The sequence below is a fragment of the Streptomyces sp. NPDC000410 genome, from assembly GCF_040300305.1.
Classification (GTDB): Bacteria; Actinomycetota; Actinomycetes; order Streptomycetales; family Streptomycetaceae; genus Streptomyces.
The window spans coordinates 16,615-36,021 of sequence record NZ_JBEPDM010000057.1 but is presented as its reverse complement, the minus strand read 5'-3'; the positions used below and the strand labels follow the sequence as shown (position 1 = coordinate 36,021).

At 69.7% G+C, this 19,407-nt stretch carries 18 protein-coding genes and 4 pseudogenes; 11 read left to right on the top strand and 11 right to left on the bottom strand.

Going from position 1 to position 19,407, the window contains the following annotated elements:
* Positions 1-340 precede the first annotated feature (340 nt).
* From ABT342_RS33205 to ABT342_RS33195, 3 genes are all read left to right on the top strand, one after another.
* On the top strand, positions 341-466 hold the full coding sequence (locus tag ABT342_RS33205; RefSeq protein ID WP_351582021.1) for a hypothetical protein: 126 nt from the start codon (positions 341-343) through the stop codon (positions 464-466).
* 105 nt (positions 467-571) lie between these two features.
* On the top strand, positions 572-1,285 hold the full coding sequence (locus ABT342_RS33200; RefSeq protein ID WP_351582020.1) for a hypothetical protein: 714 nt from the start codon (positions 572-574) through the stop codon (positions 1,283-1,285).
* A gap of 749 nt (positions 1,286-2,034) precedes the next feature.
* Entirely contained in the window at positions 2,035-2,895 is an 861-nt protein-coding gene (locus tag ABT342_RS33195; RefSeq protein WP_351582017.1) for a haloalkane dehalogenase, read from the top strand.
* A 283-nt stretch (positions 2,896-3,178) separates the two neighbouring features.
* Here ABT342_RS33195 and ABT342_RS33190 read toward each other — a convergent pair whose 3' ends face one another.
* Positions 3,179-3,913 carry a dienelactone hydrolase family protein gene (locus tag ABT342_RS33190; RefSeq protein WP_351582029.1) on the bottom strand — a complete coding sequence of 245 codons (735 nt, stop codon included), beginning with the start codon at positions 3,911-3,913 and terminating at the stop codon, positions 3,179-3,181.
* Between the two features lie 468 nt (positions 3,914-4,381).
* On the bottom strand, positions 4,382-5,410 hold the full coding sequence (locus tag ABT342_RS33185; protein WP_351582015.1) for a saccharopine dehydrogenase family protein: 1,029 nt from the start codon (positions 5,408-5,410) through the stop codon (positions 4,382-4,384).
* A 112-nt stretch (positions 5,411-5,522) separates the two neighbouring features.
* Here ABT342_RS33185 and ABT342_RS33180 point away from each other — a divergent pair, with 112 nt between their 5' ends.
* On the top strand, positions 5,523-6,509 hold the full coding sequence (locus tag ABT342_RS33180; RefSeq protein ID WP_351582014.1) for a helix-turn-helix domain-containing protein: 987 nt from the start codon (positions 5,523-5,525) through the stop codon (positions 6,507-6,509).
* A gap of 291 nt (positions 6,510-6,800) precedes the next feature.
* On the opposite strand, the gene ABT342_RS33175 is transcribed toward ABT342_RS33180, so the two are convergent.
* Entirely contained in the window at positions 6,801-7,997 is a 1,197-nt protein-coding gene (locus tag ABT342_RS33175) for an MFS transporter (RefSeq protein WP_351582013.1), read from the bottom strand.
* 125 nt (positions 7,998-8,122) lie between these two features.
* Here ABT342_RS33175 and ABT342_RS33170 point away from each other — a divergent pair, with 125 nt between their 5' ends.
* A complete protein-coding gene (locus ABT342_RS33170; protein ID WP_351582012.1) occupies positions 8,123-8,455 on the top strand; it encodes an ArsR/SmtB family transcription factor in 333 nt (110 codons plus the stop codon).
* 561 nt (positions 8,456-9,016) lie between these two features.
* On the opposite strand, the gene ABT342_RS33165 is transcribed toward ABT342_RS33170, so the two are convergent.
* Both ABT342_RS33165 and ABT342_RS33160 read right to left on the bottom strand, forming a co-directional pair.
* Positions 9,017-9,544 carry an anthrone oxygenase family protein gene (locus ABT342_RS33165; RefSeq protein WP_351582009.1) on the bottom strand — a complete coding sequence of 176 codons (528 nt, stop codon included), beginning with the start codon at positions 9,542-9,544 and terminating at the stop codon, positions 9,017-9,019.
* A 59-nt stretch (positions 9,545-9,603) separates the two neighbouring features.
* Positions 9,604-10,014 carry a nuclear transport factor 2 family protein gene (locus tag ABT342_RS33160; RefSeq protein WP_351582007.1) on the bottom strand — a complete coding sequence of 137 codons (411 nt, stop codon included), beginning with the start codon at positions 10,012-10,014 and terminating at the stop codon, positions 9,604-9,606.
* A gap of 138 nt (positions 10,015-10,152) precedes the next feature.
* Here ABT342_RS33160 and ABT342_RS33155 point away from each other — a divergent pair, with 138 nt between their 5' ends.
* On the top strand, positions 10,153-10,752 hold the full coding sequence (locus tag ABT342_RS33155) for a TetR/AcrR family transcriptional regulator (protein ID WP_351582005.1): 600 nt from the start codon (positions 10,153-10,155) through the stop codon (positions 10,750-10,752).
* 397 nt (positions 10,753-11,149) lie between these two features.
* Here ABT342_RS33155 and ABT342_RS33150 read toward each other — a convergent pair whose 3' ends face one another.
* A complete protein-coding gene (locus ABT342_RS33150; protein ID WP_351582003.1) occupies positions 11,150-11,851 on the bottom strand; it encodes a hypothetical protein in 702 nt (233 codons plus the stop codon).
* Positions 11,852-11,979: 128 nt separating this feature from the next.
* Positions 11,980-13,981, bottom strand: a pseudogene (locus ABT342_RS33145) (ABC transporter permease); the annotation flags it as partial.
* A gap of 11 nt (positions 13,982-13,992) precedes the next feature.
* Between ABT342_RS33145 and ABT342_RS33140 the strand changes: the two are divergent.
* Both ABT342_RS33140 and ABT342_RS33135 read left to right on the top strand, forming a co-directional pair.
* Positions 13,993-14,241, top strand: a complete 249-nt coding sequence (locus tag ABT342_RS33140; RefSeq protein WP_351582001.1) for a hypothetical protein — start codon at positions 13,993-13,995, stop codon at positions 14,239-14,241.
* A gap of 55 nt (positions 14,242-14,296) precedes the next feature.
* A pseudogene (locus ABT342_RS33135) lies at positions 14,297-14,428 on the top strand (transposase); the annotation flags it as partial.
* 231 nt (positions 14,429-14,659) lie between these two features.
* Here the strand turns inward: ABT342_RS33135 and ABT342_RS33125 are convergent.
* The 3 genes from ABT342_RS33125 to ABT342_RS33115 all read right to left on the bottom strand — a co-directional run bounded on the left by ABT342_RS33125 (position 14,660) and on the right by ABT342_RS33115 (position 16,074).
* Positions 14,660-15,112 carry a hypothetical protein gene (locus ABT342_RS33125; protein WP_351581999.1) on the bottom strand — a complete coding sequence of 151 codons (453 nt, stop codon included), beginning with the start codon at positions 15,110-15,112 and terminating at the stop codon, positions 14,660-14,662.
* A gap of 208 nt (positions 15,113-15,320) precedes the next feature.
* The gene (locus ABT342_RS33120) at positions 15,321-15,656 is read right to left on the bottom strand and encodes an STAS domain-containing protein (protein ID WP_351581997.1); all 336 of its coding nucleotides are present in this window, start codon (positions 15,654-15,656) and stop codon (positions 15,321-15,323) included.
* 13 nt (positions 15,657-15,669) lie between these two features.
* Complete coding sequence (locus ABT342_RS33115) at positions 15,670-16,074, bottom strand: ATP-binding protein (protein WP_351581995.1); 405 nt, start codon at positions 16,072-16,074, stop codon at positions 15,670-15,672.
* A 496-nt stretch (positions 16,075-16,570) separates the two neighbouring features.
* Between ABT342_RS33115 and ABT342_RS33110 the strand changes: the two are divergent.
* Both ABT342_RS33110 and ABT342_RS33105 read left to right on the top strand, forming a co-directional pair.
* Positions 16,571-16,762: pseudogene (locus ABT342_RS33110) on the top strand (IS5/IS1182 family transposase); the annotation flags it as partial.
* Positions 16,763-16,908: 146 nt separating this feature from the next.
* Entirely contained in the window at positions 16,909-18,348 is a 1,440-nt protein-coding gene (locus ABT342_RS33105; protein WP_502965658.1) for an MFS transporter, read from the top strand.
* A 258-nt stretch (positions 18,349-18,606) separates the two neighbouring features.
* Here ABT342_RS33105 and ABT342_RS33100 read toward each other — a convergent pair whose 3' ends face one another.
* Positions 18,607-19,095 (bottom strand): GNAT family N-acetyltransferase, encoded by a 489-nt coding sequence (locus ABT342_RS33100; protein ID WP_351581993.1) that lies wholly within the window; start codon positions 19,093-19,095, stop codon positions 18,607-18,609.
* A gap of 105 nt (positions 19,096-19,200) precedes the next feature.
* Between ABT342_RS33100 and ABT342_RS33095 the strand changes: the two are divergent.
* Positions 19,201-19,378 (top strand): annotated as a pseudogene (locus ABT342_RS33095) (NAD(P)-binding domain-containing protein); the annotation flags it as partial.
* Positions 19,379-19,407 lie beyond the last annotated feature (29 nt).

Below are 19,407 nucleotides of genomic sequence, written 5' to 3'. Positions count from 1 at the left end.
GGGTATTTACGGGGTGCTGCCATGGTGCTGGTGGTTCTCCTTCGCCAGGACGGTAACCCTGGCATCAGGGACTCCACAAATCTCAGTACAGCTCACTTCTTATAGTCGCCCTTGTCGAACCTGGGCGGGGGACCGCCGCGTGTCCCAGGTCTCTTGCGGTCGCGGTACACCCCGAGTGGACGGCCACCGAGCTCCGCTGGGGCCTGTCCGCCGACCAGGCCGGATCCAGCGCGCTGAGCACATGCGGAGGACGCGCGTCCGCACCCGTTCGAGTGCCATGATCACCCTGTTGATCATTGAGCCAGGCACCCGAAGCACCGGGCCCGGGAGGAGAGGAACCATGGAGAAGCAGATCAGCACCATGCCGGCGGCTGCGTTCACCATCACCGCGCTCATCGCCGGAGGCGCCACCGTCACCGGCGGCGAGTCAACCCTCCATGCCTGGTCGATCAACACCCACCCGTAACGCACGACGGAGCCAATCCACTTGCGGTGGAGGGGCACCTGTGGTCCGGGGCCGGGCTGTGGCACGACCGCCTTGTGTCGGGTGTATGCCGCGGCGAGGAACCCGGTGCCTGTTTCCAGCGGGTTGAAGTATCCATCGCTTGAAGAGAAAGGGAGACTTGTGAGCGCATCTGAGGGTTCGATATCGGCCTCGACCACCCGGTCTGGGGACCTTGAGCGGCTGCTGGTGGGGGCCGCGGATCTGTCCAGTGCGGGCCTGGACGATTTCACCGAGTTGGCCTCGCCTTCGTCCGACGAAGACCCGCCGCCCATGACCGGCCCGACCCCGGAAAGCACGGCTCTGCTGAACCGGGCGTTCAACGACAAGCCCGCGAGAGAGGTCAGGACCTCGTTCGCGAACGCCGACTCCTCGATCGTCGTCGACGAGGGGGTCTCGGAGCGGGCGGCGGGAGCCGCCGCCACCTGGATGGCCGACATGCGACAGGTGTACGCCCAGTGCGCCGCTTGGACGATCAGCATCGGCGATCAGGAGATTTCTGTTGAGGTGGTGAAACCGGCTGATGATCCGAGCAAGCCGCTCCAGGTAGAGCAGAGGTTCGGCGACGAGGCATTGATGCGCACGATGCTTGCCGGTCCGGTCGGGCAGCAGGCCCAGATCACCACTCTCCTGGTTCGCGGCGGTGACCGGGTGCTGGAACTGACGTTCCGTAGCTTGGCGGCCGAGCCCGGTAGCCCTGAGGCGACCCGGCTGGACATCGCGATGTCGAAGTTCCTTGAGCTGGCTCCGGCGAAGTTCCTGGCTCTTCCGGTGGCCGGCTAGAGATCCACAGCCAGCACGTGCACAACATGAGGAAAGGCCCCGGCCAGGACCATCGTGTCCCGGTCGGGGCTTTGTGGTTCGAGCACACGGTGATCGAGTGGGGCGACCCAAGGAGAGCGGATACTCCTCCGGGATGCCTCTTGCTCAGTGGCCGCGTTTCTGGTCGATTCGGAAGGAGACCGTCTCCCCTCACCCGCACACAGGGAAGGCGGCGGAGATCTCGACGATCGCGTGGTCGGTGGTGTTCGGCTGGTTCAACAATGGCGGTGGGGAGATGTACATCGTCCCCATATCAGCCGATGACGCCCCAGACGGGGATGTGGAGCAGGCCGAGCCACGTGGCCTGGAGGCGCTGGAGTCTGTCAACGTAACGTGCAGATCGTCATCGCACCGGACCTGTGGAACACCCCGGCCACGGCCCCGGCCCGGGGTCAGAATGTGTCCCATACAGGCGTGCGTCGGGTCGGCGGGCGTCCGTGCCCGGCCCGGCGCCGGCCAGACCGTGAACGGCCGACTGGAACGACGAGGCCACACACCACCCGAAGCCGACAAACCATCACGGCAAAGACCGTTGCAGCACCAGGTCCTGTTTTCTGAGTCGGGATCACGGTTTCGCTGTCTGTCCATCTCGACAGCCCCACCACCACCGGCCGCGTGGCGAGCATCTCACTGGCGCATCCACCGAAGGCCCCGAACCGCGGTCGATTCGGCCGTAGGGTCGGTCCGAAGCCTTCGGACAGGACGACACAATGCTGATCGACTTCACCCCGGACAAAGCCCTCTACCCCTTCGAATCCCACTGGTTCGATTCGTCCGCCGGCCGAATCCACTACATGGACGAGGGATCCGGGATCCCCATCCTGTTCTGTCACGGCAGCCCCACGTGGAGTTTCCTCTATCGCAAGATCGTCGGCGAGCTGCGCGACAGGTTCCGCTGCGTGGCGGTCGACTATCCGGGCTTCGGCTTGTCGGAACGGCCGCCGAGCTACGGTTACACCATCGCCGAACACGCCACTGTCATCGGCGAACTCGTCGACCATCTCGGGCTCGACCAGTTCGTGGTCATGGGCCAGGACTGGGGCGGACCGGTCGGCACTGCCGTAGCCACCGAGCGAGCCGACCGGGTCCGTGGGCTGGTGCTCGGCAACACTTTGTTCTGGCCGGCGGAAGCATGGACCATGAAGGCCTTCGGCCGGGTCATGGGGAGCCCGCCCATGCAGCGGCAGATCCTGCGCAACAACCTCATAGTTGAGCGTTTCCTGCTCGGTGAGCTACGGAACAAGCTCAGCGCCGCCGAGGCCGATCACTACCGCAAGGTGCAGCCGTCACCCGAAGCCAGGCGCGGCATCGCCGTCATGCCCAAGCAGATCCTGGCTGCCCGCCCCTTGCTCGAGCAGCTGGCTACGGACGTGCCCGCTCGACTCGGCGACAAGCCGACCCTGCTGGTCTGGGGAATGAAGGACATGGCTTTCCGCCCCGCGGCGTGCCTGCCGCGGATGCGCGACACCTTCACCGATCACACGGTTCTCCACCTGCCCAACGCCAGGCACTACATCCCCGAACACGAGCCCGGCGAGATCGCCGAAGCCATCACCGAGCGTTTCCTCTAGGACCCTTCTCAGCGAAGTCAGTCGCCGCAGATGCCGCTGACCTGGGTGGACCGGATCGGCTGAGAGCCGTCACGGCCTGGGATGCCCCCCTCGCCGGAGACGCCCCGGCCGCGACGGTGAGCGATTCCGCCGCGCCGGCCGCAGGCTCCCCGGCGAAGTCGGCCTGCCCGCCCGGCCGTCAGCATTCGGTGGCTGGGCGGGCCATACCGAGATCGGTGTGGCCCGCCGAGCCGTCTGCCGGCCGCAGCCGTGTACTTCAGGTTCTGGTTTCCGGGCCGCAGCCTCAGCTGTGGGCCAGTGTGCGGCCGAGGAGGGGGAGCAGGCGGTCCCAGTGGCGCCGCAGTCCGGCGGGGTCGAAGGCATCGGTGTCGGACATGGTGAACCCGTGGACGGTGCCGGGGTAGATCTCGGAGGTGTAGCCGACCTTCGCGGCGTCCAGGGCCCGGTTGAGCTCGCCCAGGGCCTCGGGCGTCAGGTCGCTTTCGGCGTGGCCGAAGTGCACCTGGGCGGTGATCTCGGCGAAGGCACCCGGCCCGTCCACGCCCACGGGGCCGTGGAACGCGGCGAGGGCGGCCACCTGGCCGGGGTGGGCCGCGGCGGTACGCATCGCCAGGAGGCCGCCTATGCAGTAGCCGGTCACCGCGACCGGTCCGGCGGCGACCTCGGGCTGGGTGGTGAGGAACCTGAGGTAGGCGTCGGCGTCACGCAGTACGCGTTCGGCGGTGTGCGCCTCTATCAAGGGCATCAGCTGGGCCATGAGCGCGGGCCGGACCTCTTCTCCGATGTGCTCGGGAAGTTCGACCAGCGGTGCCGGGCCGTGCCGGTAGAAGAGGTTGGGGACGAGTACGTAGTACCCGTGCCCGGCCAGTTCGCGGGCCATCTCCCGCAGCACGGGACGGATGCCGAAGCCGTCCGCGTACATCAGCACCCCTGGGTGCCGCTCGCCGTGGTCGGGGAAGGCGGCGAAGGCGTCGGCCTGGCCGTCCGCAGTGGGAATCTGCAGCGTCTTGATGGGCATCATTTCTCCTGTCGTGGTGAGGTGTCGAGCCTGTGATCAACACGACAGGAGGCGGAGCCCGCGCGGCAGCGCGAGATCCTCGATCGAACAGCGGGCCCGCACCGGCCCGTTCGGCGCTCAGAAGAGCACCGGGTCACCAATCCGTGTGTGGCGCGATGCCGTCCCGGTAGTCATGGCCGCACAGCTTAGCCCATCGGGCAAAAGCCGACGCCAGGGCGAGGCGATTCCGACCAGCGGGATCGAAGTCCGGAATCGCCCGCGAAACCAGGTTCGCTGCTACGAAAGCCCCAAGACGACTGGGTTCGCTGAGCGAACGCCTCGATGGGACGAGAACAGACACACGAGTCCGCGAGGCAGGGCATTGCGGGCCGGGCCGGAGTTCACGAACTTTGACGGCGTGTCGGTCCTTGCCCAGGACGCATCGAGGCGCCGGCCCCGCCTGGGCATACCGGATGAGCGGCCTGCCTCCTACGGGTACAGCTTCAGGTCGATGTGCGGGGACAGTGCGCGGAGGAAGTCGGGCGCGTCGAACATCTCGCCGGCGGAGGCGACTCCGACCGACTTGGTCCGTCCCGTGAGGATGCGGTCGACCGCTTCCACCACGAGCGGCGCGGTGACGGCGTAGATGTCCTGCCCCCTCGCCACAGCCCGCCGTTCGGTGTTCCCGGAGCGCACCACGACGTCGACGAGGAAGGTCTGCGCGGACCGCCCGAGCGCGTCGACCGCGGCCGGCGTCGGGGTGTCCGGGGCCGACACCTCCCTGGCCGCCTCGACCGTCATGTAGGTGCGCACCTCGGGGATGGACAGGTGGCTGGGAATGGTGACGACGTCGGCCATCGTGAACTCCCCGATGACCGCACGGGGGCCCATCGGGTCCGGGAAGGGCCACTCCAGGGTCGGCTGGTCGTCATGGCGGTGTGCCAGCCGCCCCTTCGTGTACACGAGGCGACCGCCGCCCCGCCGTTGCCGGGAGACCGCTCCCGCCGTGCGCGTTCCGGCGGTGGGGTGCCAGCTGCTCAGCCCGTACGCGATGTGCGCCTCGTCGGCCGCCGTCCAGTCGCCCATCGCCGCGGTGGCCAACAGGTCGCCGAAGCCGCCGTAGAAGGCCATCGCCGGGACGATCACCGCTCCCGTGGCGTGGGCACGGTCGGTGAAGTGCGTGAACGTGTCGGCGTTGGCCTCGATTTCGGCCGCCACATCCACGTACGGGATCCCGGCGCGCAGGGCCGCCTCGATCACGGGGGCGGCCGTCGTGGCGAAGGGCCCGGCACAGTTGATCACGGCCGCCGCGCCGGCCAGTGCGCGGTCGAGCGAGGCCGGGTCGTCGACCGATGCCGGGCGGGCGTCGAGTTCCGACCCGGATGCCAGGGCACGCAGCTTGTCGGCGTCGCGGCCGGAGAGGACCGGAATGAATCCGCGATCCCGCAGCTGTGCCACCACGAAGCGTCCGGTGTGCCCGTACGCGCCGAACACCGCCACTGTGAGTCCCGATCCCATGGGTTCTCCCCCTGTACTCGAATGGTCTGTTGCGATCTGTCACGGACATCCTGACGAGGGCGAGCGCTCCGCGATGAGTGTCTGGAACGACACGCCTCGTACAATTCCGGACGTGAACACTGTCGCACTGGCCGTCACCGACGGGATGCTCCACCTCGAGCTGGCTATGGCGTACGAGGTCTTCGACTCCGCCCCGGCCGGCATAGCAGGCCCCTGGTACAGCGTCGTCGTCTGCGGGCCGAGCCCCGTGCGGGCCGGCCGGTTCCTGCTCGAGCCCGACCATGGCCTCGACCACCTCCCGCACGTCGACACCGTGATCGTCCCGGGCTGGGCCGACATCGACCAGGAGCCACCCGCAGACCTGGTCGACGCGGTACGTGCCGCCCACGAGGCCGGCGTACGCGTGGTCTCCCTGTGCACGGGCGCGTTCGTGCTGGCCGCCGCCGGTCTGCTGGACGGGCTCCGTGCGACCACGCACTGGGCCCACACCCAGGTCCTGGCCGCCCGCTACCCACAGGTCGAGGTGGACCCGGACGTCCTCTACGTGGACAACGGCAGCGTGCTCACCTCCGCAGGCAAAGCCGCCGCCATGGACCTCTGCCTGCACCTCGTCCGTCTCGACCACGGCTCGTCGATCGCCAACACGCTCGCCCGCCGCCTGGTCGTGCCGCCGCACCGCGACGGCGGCCAGGCCCAGTTCGTGACCACCCCGGTCCCCTCCCCCGGCAACCACCCGCTCGCCGGACTCCTCCCCTGGGTACTCGAACGGCTCGACCAGCCGCTGACCGTCGAGGACCTGGCCCGCGAGGCACGGATGAGCTCGCGCAACCTGGGCCGCCACTTCAGGTCGGTGACCGGCACCACCCCACTGCAATGGCTGCTGACTCAGCGGATCCGCCACGCTCAGGAACTGCTGGAGACCACCGACGACACCATCGACACCATCGCGACAGCCACCGGCATGGGCACCGCCACAACGCTGCGCCGACACTTCAACCGCACGGTCGGCGTGCCTCCGGACACCTACCGCCGCACCTTCCGTTCGAGGAACCGCTACGGCCTCAACGACAGAACTCGTGAATACTCACGGCTCTGTTGACCACCAAGTGCCGTCCGGCCTGGGCCGGGAGATTCCCGACCAACTGCTCGACGGCCCCGGAGTCCCCGGTCTCGGTCACGGTGCCGGCCCTGGCCGCCGGGACTGATCACCCGCTGCCTTTCGAGGGCCGATGCGCTCCGAGGTCTCGGGCCGGACCACGCGCACGTCGGCCGCCGGGCCGCTGCCGGGTCGGCACCTCTGCAGTGCCTTCCGGCTGTTGAGGCTGCCGGTGCAGAACGGTGTGCCCCCGGAGCAGGTATCCACCCCGGAGGCACCATGAGGAGGGACCAGTCACACCTTGGACTTCTCCGGGCCGGCTGAGGTCGGCGCCGGCGTCACGAGGGCGGGCGCGTCGGGGCGACGCGTGGTTCCCAGGTGCCAGATGAGGGTCAAGGCGGTGACGCCGGCAGCCACCGGCCCGAGTTCGGCCGGTGCAAGCCCGAACCACTCCAGTGCCAGCCCGCCGAAACCGCCTCCGAGGGCGACGCCGACGTAGAGCGCCGAGGAATTGAGGCCGAGCAGGACCGGTGCGGCGGCGGGGCCGAGGGCGATGAGCCGGTGCTGCTGCGGGACGACGATGACGCCGACACTCACGCCCCAGACCGCCGCCCAGACCAGGGTGGACGCGAGGGTACGGGTCGCCAGCGGGGTCAGTGCCAGGGCGAGAGCCGCGAGCGCGAGGGAGCCGGTGAGGACGCGGGCGGAGTCGTGGCGGTCGACCAGACGTCCGGCGGTGATGTTCCCGCCCAGGGTGCCGACACCCCAGGCCAGCAGGATCAGGGTCAGCAGCGACTCGTCGCCGCCGGTGGCGTCCCGCAGGGCCGGGGCGATGTAGGTGTAGAGGGTGTAGGCACCGAGGAAGGCGAGGGAGGTCACCGCCAGCAGTGCCAGTACGCGGCCCTGCTTGAGCGGACGCAGGCGGTCGGGCAGCGAGGCGGCGGGGAGCGTCACCCTGGGGAGGCCGACGGCGATGCCGACGAGCGCCAGCAGGCCGATCCCGGCGACGGCCCACAGGGTGATGCGCCAGTCGGTGCGGCCGATCAGCGTGCCGAGCGGCAGTCCCAGCGCGGTCGCCGAGGTCAGGCCGCCCAACACGAAGGCCAGGGCCCGGCCACGGCGTTCCGGCGGAGCGATGGCCGCCGCGGTGCTGGAGGCGGCGGAGGTGATGATGCCCGCTCCCACGGCGGTGACGATCCGGGCGGCCATCACCACCTCGTAACTGGTGCCCAAGGCGGTGACGGCGTTGCCGAGCACGAACACGCCCAATGCGATCAGCAAGGCCGACCGCCGGTCCAGGCCGCTGGTCAGGGCCCCCATCACCGGCGCCGACAGCGCCAGGGTCAAGGCGAAGACCGTCACCAGCTGACCGGCCGCCGGGGTGGACACTGCCAGGTCGTCGGCGATGGAGGGGAGCAGGCCCGCGATGACGTAGCCGTCGGTGCCGACGGCGAACGTCGCCAGGGCCAGGGGAAGAAGTCGATTCAACAAGGATCGTGCCGCCTTTCCGGAGTGCCGCGGAGGTAGGTGATCGGCACTGTAAGCGATCCATGGATGCTTGTCCATGTATCAATGCATGGGTAAACTCCGGGTCTTGGCATGGAAGGAGGGAAGCGATGCGTGAGGTGGCCCAGCCGGCGACCGAGGCGATCCGGATGGTGGAGGTGCTGCGTGCGCTGGCCGATCCGGTGCGACTGGAGATCGTCCAACGGCTCGCCGTGACCGGTGAGGAGAGCTGCAACGCCATCGGCGGCGACCTGGACGTTCACCAGACGACGCTGTCCCACCACTACCGGGTGCTGCGCGAGGCGGGAGTCACCTGGACAACCGTCAAGGGCCGATCCCGGCTGGTGCGGCTTCGCCGTGACGACCTGGACGCGTTGTTCCCCGGCCTGCTCGACTCCGTACTGAACGGGGCGCGCCGCACGCACCCAGCCGTAGAAGGCTGACACCCGCCCCGACGTCGCGCTCGCGGCGGCCCCGGCGAACTCCTCCACCTGGCGGCGGTCGACGACCCGGAGCTGCCGGCCGCGCTCGCCGGACCGGCTGCCGCGCGGGCGGACGAGACCTGTGCCTGAACATCCAAGAGCTCTTGCCCGCCGACAAGCGAGGCCGTGTCGTCTCCAAGGGCGGCGCCATCGAGTGGATTCACCGGCAGTCCGGCACCGCCCAGCCCCTGCCCCATCTCGTCACCGGCCGCACCCACGGCCCGCTCCGACTCACCGACCGCAACGCCGCCGCCCGCACCCCCGCCGCCCGCACCCCCGGCGCCAGTCGGGGCGCAGCGACAGCTCGATGCCGTGGTCGTCCGTCGTCAGTCGTCCGGATTCCCGGCAGGCCGGCTCCCGGCTCACTCTTTGCGGGGGCGGGTATCTTCTCCACCGTCAGGCCCTGCGCGGTCCATTGCTCGGGGAGCGTGTCGACCGATGCCTCGTACGCGGTGCGGCTCTCGAAGTCGGCCGGGCACCCAGGTGACATCGCACCGTCCGGGCAAGCATCCGAACGGCTCGTCACATCACAACGGGGCGACGCACTTCTGGTCCGGTACGAGACGCCCGCGTCCGGACCTGCGCCCCGCTGAACGGCCCGCCGGAGAGGGCGAGGAGGATCAGGAGGGCGAAGGCGGCGACAGCCGTGAGGGTCCGTGCGTTGTTGAACAGTTCCCAGCGGTGCAGGATCTCGGCGTGGTCGGCCGGCGGTGTGGTGGCGGCCCACTGTTTGATGCGGCCGTTGATCGGGACGTTCCCGAGCCGGGTGATCAGGAAGGACGCGAAGGTCAGGAGACCCGCCGCGGCTGCGAGGACACGGGCCCGGCCGCGCGTCAGGGCGGCGAGGGTGAGGGAGCCGAGGGTGGAAACCACCATGGCTCCCTGCACGGTGATCCCGTTGATCTTCATCAGCTCGGTGTGGAAGTCGAGCCTCATGTCGATCGGCACGGCGTTGAAGGTCGGGACGAGATTGGCGGCGCCATAGCCGAAGGCGCCGGCGAGCAGACCGGTGGACACCAGGGCGAGTCCATGGGCGATGCGCACGTGCATGTCGGTACCTCTGTCGTGGGGGCGCCGCGTGCAGCGGAGCCGGACGGAACGGGTGGGTGTCAGGCCGGCTCGGTCGCCTCGGCGGACGGCGGCAGCACTCGGGTGAGCTGGTGTGATCGGCGCATGCGCCCGTCGTCGGTGAACTCCGCGAAGAGGTGGACTTCGGTGGCGGTCTCGCCGCCTTTGCGCGTCCGGGCGTGAATCGTGAGACGGGCAGCGATCCGGCCGCCGCTTGCGACGGCGTCCTGTACGTCGAACCGCCAGCCGGTCACGTTTCGGTGCACGGGGCGGAGGTGCGCGAGAAGGCGGTCATGGTCGAGCCGGACTCCGTCGCTGATCTGGACGATGTCCGCCGTGTAGTGACGGTCCATCACCGACTCCGGGGTGTCTCCCCGGACCGTGTGCGCGGTGAGGGAGTCGAAGAAGTCCTCGATGAACTGCTCGGGGGTGGTGTCGGCGAGTGCCTTCATGACGCTCCGATCGGCGGATGCGGATGGCGGGGGCCGGGTGGCGGGTGGCGGACATGGCGCGGCGAGCGCCTCCCGACTACGATCTCTTACGCCTTTGTAAGATATAGAGGACCGCTAACTTAGACAAGGCTGTAAGAGATGAACACTTCCGGGGAACCCCGCCGTCGACGGCGCGCCGACGCCGAGCGCAGCAGGACCGCCATCCTCGACGCGGCGGTCCGCCTGCTGCGGCAGCGCCCGGACGCCGGCATGGAGGCCATCGCAACCGAGGCGGGAGTCACGAGGCAGACGGTCTACGCCCACTTCTCGTCGCGCGAGGCGCTCCTCGCGGCCACCGTCGACCGGATCACCGAGGGCGCCGTCGCCGCCATGGACGCCGCCCGCCTGGGCGAAGGACCGGCCACGGCCGCACTGACAAGGTTTCTTGACGTCTCCTGGCACTCCTTCGAGGACAACGCACCGCTGCTCCAAGCCATGCCGGCCGACACGGCGGAAGAGAACGACCAGGCGCGTCACGAACCCGTCACCGGCCGCCTGGGTCGTCTAATCGAACGGGGCCAGCAAGCGGGCGAGTTCGCCTCCGACCTGCCTCCGCACTGGCTCGTGGCCATGACCGTCGCCCTCGGGCACACCGCCGGTGAAGAGGTGAACTCCGGCCGTATGACGAACGCCCAGGCAAGGACCGCGCTGCGCACCACGGTCTTCCGCGCCCTCGGTGCCACGGAGGGACGTGCGTGAACCGTGACCTCGTGGAGCACCTGTACACGGTTCCGTGCTGGTGCCGTTGAGGGCGTCCGTCGGGAGAGTAATGGTGTGTACGAGCTCGGAGTACATGTCGTGACCCCACCTCGTGGCCTGGGGGGAACGCTGCCGCACGGAACGGGGTTCGCTCCCTTGAACGCCGGACAGAAGCGGGTTGCCCGCGCCGGACGGTCCCCGGCGCCGGAGGTGCGCCCGTACACACACCGCGCGCGGACCCCTTCAGGAGGGTCCGCGCGCGCGGGTGTCCGGGGGACGGTGGAGCCGTCAGGACCAGGTGGCGTGGAGCAGGAAAGGCACTGCCGCCGACCGGGTTCTCGCGTCGTGGGCCCGCGGTCCCGGCGGCCCCGGGAAACGTGCCCGGGGCCGCGGAGCATCAGGCGCGGGCCTTGCCGAGCTTGCGCGTGACCACGATCGCGGCCGCGAGCAGCCAGGCCATCGAGGTGAACCGGCCGATCGGCAGCAGGATCATCATGTCGACGCTCTCGGGCAGCAGCGAGGCGAGGGCGGCCAGGTCGATCAGGCCGATGACGACGCCGAGGCCGCCGAACCAGGTGGGCAGCAGCTTCGCCCGCAGCAGGGAACCGGCTCCGACGGTGACGAGCAGGGCGCTGCCGATGACCACGACGGGGCCGCCGAGCACGAAGACCATCTGGTGCAGCAGCTGCGCCGCCTGGTCGTGGCGAAGCGTCTCGGGCCGCTCGGCGACCCACTGCAGGGCACCGTTGAGGAACAGGCCGAGCGCGGAGAACAGACCGCCGGCGAAGATCACCAGGGAGTCCTGGGCGCGGCCGACGCTGCGCACCACCGAGGCGAGCCAGGCGCTGAACGCGGTGAGGATCAGGGCGGAGGTGATGAAGAGGGCACCCGCGAGACGGATGGCGGAGCCGTTGTCCCCGCGCCAGTCGGTGATCTCCTTCAGCGGCGCGTCGGGCTGGGGGATCTCGGCGTTGAGGAAGGCGCTGACGAAGAACAGGACGATGAACAGCGCGATGGTGATGACGCCGCCGCCGGCTGCCGGGGCGGACAGCCCCGCCCGCTCGCGCTCGCCTACGGGTGGGGTGGTCTGAACGGACATCTCACGTGCCTCCAACGGCATTTCGGATGGGGATGGGACGGATCGCGGTATACGGACGGGGGTTCTGAGTGCGGTTCGGTCGTGCGGGCCCTGGGCCGGGTCAACGGGTTCGGTCATATGGGGGTCCCTTACTCCTGGGTGATGGCCCGCAGGACATTGAGCCGGGCCGCGTGCCGAGCCGGGCGCAGGCCCGCCAGCACACCGGCGAGGAGGCCCACCGCCAGAATCAGCGCGAGCCGCAGGGCCGGCAGGGTGAAGGCGCTGGTGCCCTCGGTGTCCGAGGCCCGCACCAGGGTCCAGCCCAGGAAGCCGCCGAGCCCGAGCCCGCCGACCGCGCCGAAGGCCGCGACCAGCACGGACTCCCAGCGGACCAGGGAGCGCAGCTGGGCCCGGACCGCGCCGACCGCGCGCAGCAGCCCCAGCTCGCGGGTGCGTTCGTGGATGGCGAGCGTCAGGGTGTTGGTGATGCCGAGCAGGGCGATCAGGACGGCCAGCGCGAGGAGCGCGTAGACCAGCGTCAGCATCATGTCCATGCCCTCGGCCGCCGAGTCCGCGTACTCGTCGCGGGTCTGCACCCGCAGGTCGCCGAAGGGGGCGGCGGCCTTCTCCACAGCGGCCTTCCCCGCCGTGGCGGAGGTGCCGTCGCGGAAGGTCACCGCGACCAGCGAGTCGGAGTCCCGGGTGCGGTGCGGGGCCCAGGCCCGGCGGGTGATGACGTAGTCGCCGGCGAGTTCGGCCTCGGTGTACAGGGTCTGCACGGTGAAGTCCCTGCGTCGGCCGTCGGTGAAGGTCAGCGTGGCGGTGCTGCCGACCTTCCAGCCCCTCTTGTCGGCCTCGCTGCGGGAGACGGCGAGGGAGTTCTCATCGAGCGTGCTGAACGAGCCGTCCACCTTGCCCAGTGCGAGGACCTCGGCCGCCTTCCCGGGGTCGGTGACGGTCAGTTCGCGGCCCGCGCCGTCGACCTTCGCCACGCCGGTGCCGAGGCCGACCGCGTCGTCGACCTCGTCCAGGGCGTCGACCGCGGGGGCCAGCTCGGGAGGCAGCCCGGCACCGCCCCGGCCCGTGCCGGGTGCGGTGACGGCCACATCGCCCGCGAAGGAGCGGGAGACGGTCTGGTCCGTGGTCGTCTTCAGCGAGGCCGCGAAGACGGTGTACAGGGTGACGACGGCGACGCCGATCATCAGGGCGGTGGCGGTGGCGGCGGTCCGCTGCGGGCTGCGCCGCGCGTTGCGCCGGGCGATGGACCCGGTGATGCCGCGCACCTTCGCCAGCGGGGCGCCGATGACGCGTACGGCCGGCAAGGAGGCGGCCGGTCCGAGCACGATGAAGGCGACGAACAGCAGCACCGCGCCGGTGCCGCCCAGCCAGATCGAGGGGCCCGTGGCGCCCAGCACGGCGAGGCCGGTGCCGGCGGCGGCGAGCACCGCGCCGGTCACGGTCCGCACGTGCGAGGTGGCGCTGTCGTCGGCCGCGGTCTCGCGCAGCGCGGCCAGCGGGGCGGTGCGCGAGGCCTGGAGCGCGGGCAGCAGTGCCGAGCCGACCGACACGGTCACGCCGACCGCGACCGGCAGCAGCATGGCCAGCGGGGAGATGACGAGATCTCCCGGAGGCAGCCCCATGCCGACCGCGGTGAACAGGGCGTGCAGCCCCTCGGCCACGCCGATCCCGCCGGCCAGGCCCACCAGCGAGGCCAGCAGGCTGACCCCGAACGCCTCGACGAGGGTCGCGCCGAGCACCTGGCGCCGGGTGGCGCCCAGGACGCGCAGCAGGGCGTTGTCGCGGGTGCGCTGGCGGACGACGATGGCGAAGGTGTTGTGGATGGAGAACGTCGCGACCAGCAGCGCGATCCCGGCGAACACCAGCAGCAGCATGGTGAACAGGTCCAAAAAGCGCCCGGAGATCGACTCCTGGTTCTCCGCGGCGACCTCCTGCCCCGTGATCGCCTCCACGCCCTTGGGCAGCAGCGGAGCGAGCCGCTCGGCCAGGTCCGTCTGGCTCACCCCGGATTCGGCGCGCACCGAGATCGTGCCGGCCTGCCCGGCCTTGGGCATCAGATGGCGCTGCGCCTCGTCGAGGGTGAGGGCGGTGAACACGGTCTGCCCCCATGCCGTCGGCGTCGCCGAACGTCGAGGCTGCTTCCCGTGAACGGGCTGCGCCCGGTCGTCGGGCCGCCGATCGTCATGGGCCCCGAACAGGCGGTGGCCGGTGCGAAGGCGCTGGGCGCGCGGGTCCTCGTCCCGGTGCGCGACGCGATGGGCGACGAGCCGTTCGCCCGCGTGCTCCGCCGCCACGGGTCCGGCACCGACGCCCGGGACCTGGCCCGGGCGGACCCGACGGGACCGCGCGTCGTCTGCCTGCCGACGGGCCGGCGCTGGGAGTACGAGGGGTGAGGGCCGGGCCCAGGGACGGAGAGCGTGGCCCCCTCGATGGGCTGCGTCCGTCCGGTTGGTGATCACTGATGCGAAGTGGGACCGGATCGAGCCGCTGATGCCGGCCGATCCGGTACCTGGGCGGCGGCGGGCCGACCACCGCCGGACCCTGGAGGCCACCGTGTGGCAGTACCGCACCGGCTCGCCGCGATCCTCCCGGGCGGCAGGATCCGCCACCTGGACCGTATCGCCTTCAGGTGGCGTCGCAGCAGATTGGCGAGGTGGTTGACGGTGCTCGTGGACAGCGGCAGACGGCACTGGTAGGCAAGCAGGCAGGTGTCCTCGGCGCGTTCGTTGGTTCTCGTCACACAGTTCCCACGGCCGCCGGGGGCACTGCGGTTACGCCCGCGCCGCACCGCTCCGGGCAGGGCGTGCCTGCTCACAGGCGGGTGGTGAACCGGCCGTCGGGCAGTTTGCGCAGCCGGCCGTGGTCGGCCAGTCTGACCAGCTTCCCGCGCAACGGTTCCAGCCTGGCCCGCACGCTGACAGCCACCGCCAGCACTTCGCCGACCTGCCGGGCCACAACCGGTCCGGCGCCCTGCCGCACCGCGGCGAGGGTGCGCTGGCAGTCCGGCGGGAGCGTGGCCTCCTCCACGCCCTGTGCACGGTGCGGGATCAGCATCACCGCCTGCCCGCCCACCTGCCCGGGCCTCGGCGCGGCCGAGGCCCGTTCATCAGCAAGCTGTTCGCTCACCCGATCAAGGAGCCGCTCGGCGACGGTGAGTTCGTCCCGCTCGGCCCGCACCTCCGCCGACTGCTTGGCCAGCTGTTCTTCGAGTTCGTCCAGTTCCGCGCGCCGCGCGGTGATCGGTTCCAGCAATTCGGGATCCAACGTGCACCGGATCGTAGAAGACCGCCCCACCACAACGAGCAAGAACCGGCGAGCTGACTTCGTTCAGGAGTTTCGGTTCTCCCTCAGCTTCTGTGGTGTACACACGCCGAGTGAGCGGTTCCGGCAGGAATGACCAATCCCGCCGGCTACTGGACATGAATTCGTGATGTCGGATGTCACCGACTTCGGCAGCACCCTGGGGCACAAGTCAGAAACTGGCTACGGCCTCCGCCTCGTCGTCGAACACATCGAAGACCGTGATGAGCTGGGTGATCGTCAGAATGTCCTGGACCTTCTCGGGCAGGTTGACCAGCTTGATCTTGGTACCTCGGTTGCTCGCCCTCGCGTAGGCCGAGACAAGCTCGCCCACGCCGGAACTGTCGACGGCTGTGACGTTCTTCAGGTTGAGCAGGATGCGCTGCGCGCCGCTTTCAAGAGCCTCGTGGACGGAGTTTCGAACCGCGACGTCGCCGATACCGATGGTGAACCGGCCGGTCATGTCGAGTACGGTCACACCTTCGACCTGGCGGGAGGTGATCTTCAAGGGTGTACGTCCTTTACTTGGTCGTGTTGAGTTTCAGGACCACTTCGGTCCCCGGTGGGTGATCGCGGCGCACGATGTCGTAACCATCGGTGAAATGACTCATGAGAATGAGTCCACGGCCGGAGGGTGTCAGGTTGAACTCGTCGGTCGGCTCGGGGCGGTCGAACCCGTTCCCTTCGTCGCCGACGGTCACGGCCAGTCGGCCGTCCAGCCGCTCCCATCTGAGGAAGACGTGTTTGGCGGAGTCGCGTCGATTGCCGTGAAGGACAGCGTTGGCGACTGCTTCCCTGACGGCCAGCCCGAGCCGGTACTGCTGCTCCTCACCCAACCCGCAGGCCGCGCAGACCTGGCCCACCCACGCCTCAGCGACATCGACGCTCGCCACCTCGGACTCCAGCTCCAGATTGCCCGGCTCCATGTCTCCCCGACGTCTGCGCACTGTCAATGATCGAGGTGAGCCTATGGCGAAGGGTGCGGCCTCACGCGGGAAGCATGCGCACAACATGCCGTGGTTGAACCGATCGAGTGCATGCCCCCCCAGGCTGCGGCGGCTGACGCCTTGCACGAGCCAGACCTGACAAGCCGAAACGAAAGCTCCCGGAACGCACCAGCCTCCGCCGGACGAACGGTCCGACTTCACCCATTCAAGTTCAGCAGAACAAACCAGCGATCAGCTCGCTTCCTCTGCTGCCGCCGATTGCTCAGAATCTGCTTCGCCGCCTCGACCGCTTCCCTGTTGAGTTCCTCGCAGGAGATTCCCCCAGCTCTCCTCCCAGCCGTCCAGATCGAGCACGCACGAAACGAGGGGTTCCAGCTCTTCGGGGGAGCCGAGGTCATAGGCGATGCCTGCCCAGATGAGGTGGGTGCCAGTGGCGGGGTCCAGGAAGCCGACGGCGATCTGACTGGCGATCCCACTCGGACGCTCCCGGGGTGGCCTGAGCACGAAGGTCCCTATCGCCGCTTACGGTCAGGCACGGCCCTTGGCCCTGCATGTGACCACGGGGCAGGCCGACGACGCGTCGGCCTTTGCGACGGTCATGGCCCGCATCAGAACCCCGCGCACCGGCCTGGGCAGGCCACGAACGCGAACCGACGTCGCCCTTGCGGCCGGGCCTACTCATCCGGGGGTCCGTACCATCGTGGCCCTTCACCAGCTCCAGAGGGACCCGACCCCGATCGCGGGGTTTAGGCGACGACGCGGTTCGGCGTGAGACGCCGACACACGGCGCTGGGCTGCTCAAGCCTGGGAGGCATGTTCCTGGCATACCGTGTCGCCATGGTGCGCGCCGGTGCCCCCCAGGCCGACGGACAGAACGGGTCTGCGGCTTCGGGCCGACCCTTGGGCCCGCTGCTCGCGGTCTGCGCGGGCTACTTCATGGTCATCCTGGACGTGACCGTCATCAACGTCGCCGTTCCGGTGGTGGGACGGGAACTTTCGGCCTCGCTCACCGGGATCCAGTGGATCACCAACGGCTACACCCTGATCTTCGCCGGCCTGCTGCTCACCGGTGGCGCGCTGGGAGACCGGCTCGGCAACCGCCGGATCTTCTGCAGCGGGGTGGTGGTGTTCACCGCGGCCTCGGCCGGCTGTGGTCTGGCCCAGAACACCGGGGCTCTGGTCGCCGCCCGGCTGGTGGAAGGACTCGGCGCGGCACTGATCGTGCCCGCCTCCCTCGCCCTGCTCCAACAGGCGTATCCCTCACCCGCCGAGCGCTCCCGGGCCTTCGGACTGTGGGGCTCCATGGCAGGCATCGCCGCCTCCGCCGGGCCCCTCCTGGGCGGTCTCCTGGTCACCACCGTGGGCTGGCGCTGGGTGTTCTTCATCAACCTGCCCGTCGGATGCGTCTGCCTGCTGCTGACGCTGCGCCGCGTGCCCGCTTCGGTCCGGCGCACGGACCGTCCCGTGGACTGGCCGGCCCAGTGCGCGATCATCGCGATGGTGGCCCTGCTCACCGCCGTCCTCAACGAGGCCGGGCGACGTGGCTGGACGGACCCCCTGATCCTGACGGGGGCCGGCTTGTGCCTGCTGGCAGCCGCCGCGTTCGTCCTGCGCGAGCGCCTGGCCCGCAACCCCGTGCTGCCCCTGCGGCTGCTGCGCTCCCGCCGGATGAGCGGGGGTGCGGTCATCGGCCTGCTCTTCAACTTCGCCTTCTACGGCATGATCTTCACCGCCAGCCTGTACTTCCAGCATGAGCGCGGCCTGACCGCGCTGCGCACCGGGTTCGCCCTCTTCCCGGCGGTGGCCATGACCATGTTCGCCTCCGTCCTGTCCGGGCGCCTGGCACGCCGCACCGGACACCGCCCGCTCGTGGTCACCGGCATGCTCCTGGGAGCGGCAGGCCTCGCCGGCTGGGCCGCGGCTGGAGCGCACCCGGACTACGTGCTGCTCGTGGCGCCGATGATGGCGGCGGGCTTCGGGACGTCCTTCGCCCTCACCGGATCAACCGCCACCGTGATGTCAGCCGCCCCGGACGAGTACGCAGGCACCGCCTCCGCCCTGTTCAACACCACCCGCCAGGTCGGCAGTGCCGCAGGCGTCGCGCTGGGAGGCTCCCTTCTGGCCGCCGCAGCCAGCTACACCACCGGGTTGCGGACCAGCATGGCCATCGGCGCGGCCGCGTACCTGACGGCCGCCGCCCTCGCGCTCCTCTGCATCCCACAGAAGGCACACCGCCGACCCGCTGCCGACTGAAGTGAAGACGAACGCTCCGATCGCGATGTCGGCCCAGGCCGGGCGGCGAGCTCAGCGGCCGTACGGCCACGGTCGGCTCGGTCCCCGCTGGGGCGGAGTGCGGGCGGGGACCGGCGCCCAGCGGGCAGCCAAGGCGTTACGTGTCCCGATGAACCCCGGCCTGCCACTTACGGAGACGTCCGGACCAAGGTCTCCCTCGTCGACATGCACGCACACATATGTATCGTCCGCCGGCAGATCCCGCGAAGGTGGCTGAGCCTACGTGAGTTCCTTCCGCATCAACGTGCACATCGTTTCGTAACGGCGCAACGATCCATCGGGGGCTTGCTCGTCCCACGAGTCCGGCTGACGGTCGTACGCGGCATAGCCCAGTCGTTCGTACAGCGCACGTGCCCGGGGGTTGCTTTCCTCCACAGCCAGCTCGGCCTGCCGCAGACCGCGGTTCCTGATCCGCAGTTCCGCGGCTTCGACAAGGAACGTGCCGATCCCGCACGACTGCAACGCGGGGTGGACCGCCAGCTGCCACAACGTACCGACGCCTGCCTTGACCTGGTAATCGACGCCGCCCTTCGCCACAGGGATGTCCGTTGCAGGGCAGACTGCGAGGTAGTCGACCTCACCGATCCGGGCACGTTCCAACTGCCCGGCGACGCCGGCCAGGTGATGGTCAGACCCTGCCCACCCGCACGACGCCAGGTCCGCATGCACCAGATCACGGGCTGACAGCTTCAACACAACCTTGATCATCCTCTGTACCTCCGGCGAGCCAGGATCCACGCCGGTCGCACAGGGCGCAAAGCCGTTTCTCGACCGACGACGAACGAACCCGTCACTGTCATCGGACCGGGGCTGATGGGCAAAGCCCTCGCCACCGCCTTCCTCAAAGCCGGCCACCCGACGACCGTCCGGAACCGCACACCGGCCAAGGGGCAGGACCTGGTGGGCCCAGCCAGCGGCTGTCGCCCCCACCGTCGGCGACGCCATCCGGGCGAGCCCATTGATCGTCACCGACCCGGCCGCCGAGCGAGATTGACATCGCCGGTGCGTCAATCAACCGAT

What these genes read in the sequence shown, in the direction of transcription:
- ABT342_RS33105 (WP_502965658.1), top strand. Translation starts at nt 16,909, where the DNA reads ATGTTCCTGGCATACCGTGTCGCCATGGTGCGCGCCGGTGCCCCCCAG.
- ABT342_RS33170 (WP_351582012.1), top strand. Translation starts at nt 8,123, where the DNA reads ATGCGTGAGGTGGCCCAGCCGGCGACCGAGGCGATCCGGATGGTGGAG.
- ABT342_RS33160 (WP_351582007.1), bottom strand. Translation starts at nt 10,014, where the DNA reads ATGAAGGCACTCGCCGACACCACCCCCGAGCAGTTCATCGAGGACTTC.
- ABT342_RS33165 (WP_351582009.1), bottom strand. Translation starts at nt 9,544, where the DNA reads ATGCACGTGCGCATCGCCCATGGACTCGCCCTGGTGTCCACCGGTCTG.
- ABT342_RS33150 (WP_351582003.1), bottom strand. Translation starts at nt 11,851, where the DNA reads ATGTCCGTTCAGACCACCCCACCCGTAGGCGAGCGCGAGCGGGCGGGG.
- ABT342_RS33155 (WP_351582005.1), top strand. Translation starts at nt 10,153, where the DNA reads ATGAACACTTCCGGGGAACCCCGCCGTCGACGGCGCGCCGACGCCGAG.
- ABT342_RS33185 (WP_351582015.1), bottom strand. Translation starts at nt 5,410, where the DNA reads ATGGGATCGGGACTCACAGTGGCGGTGTTCGGCGCGTACGGGCACACC.
- ABT342_RS33205 (WP_351582021.1), top strand. Translation starts at nt 341, where the DNA reads ATGGAGAAGCAGATCAGCACCATGCCGGCGGCTGCGTTCACCATCACC.
- ABT342_RS33190 (WP_351582029.1), bottom strand. Translation starts at nt 3,913, where the DNA reads ATGCCCATCAAGACGCTGCAGATTCCCACTGCGGACGGCCAGGCCGAC.
- ABT342_RS33195 (WP_351582017.1), top strand. Translation starts at nt 2,035, where the DNA reads ATGCTGATCGACTTCACCCCGGACAAAGCCCTCTACCCCTTCGAATCC.
- ABT342_RS33115 (WP_351581995.1), bottom strand. Translation starts at nt 16,074, where the DNA reads ATGGAGCCGGGCAATCTGGAGCTGGAGTCCGAGGTGGCGAGCGTCGAT.
- ABT342_RS33100 (WP_351581993.1), bottom strand. Translation starts at nt 19,095, where the DNA reads ATGATCAAGGTTGTGTTGAAGCTGTCAGCCCGTGATCTGGTGCATGCG.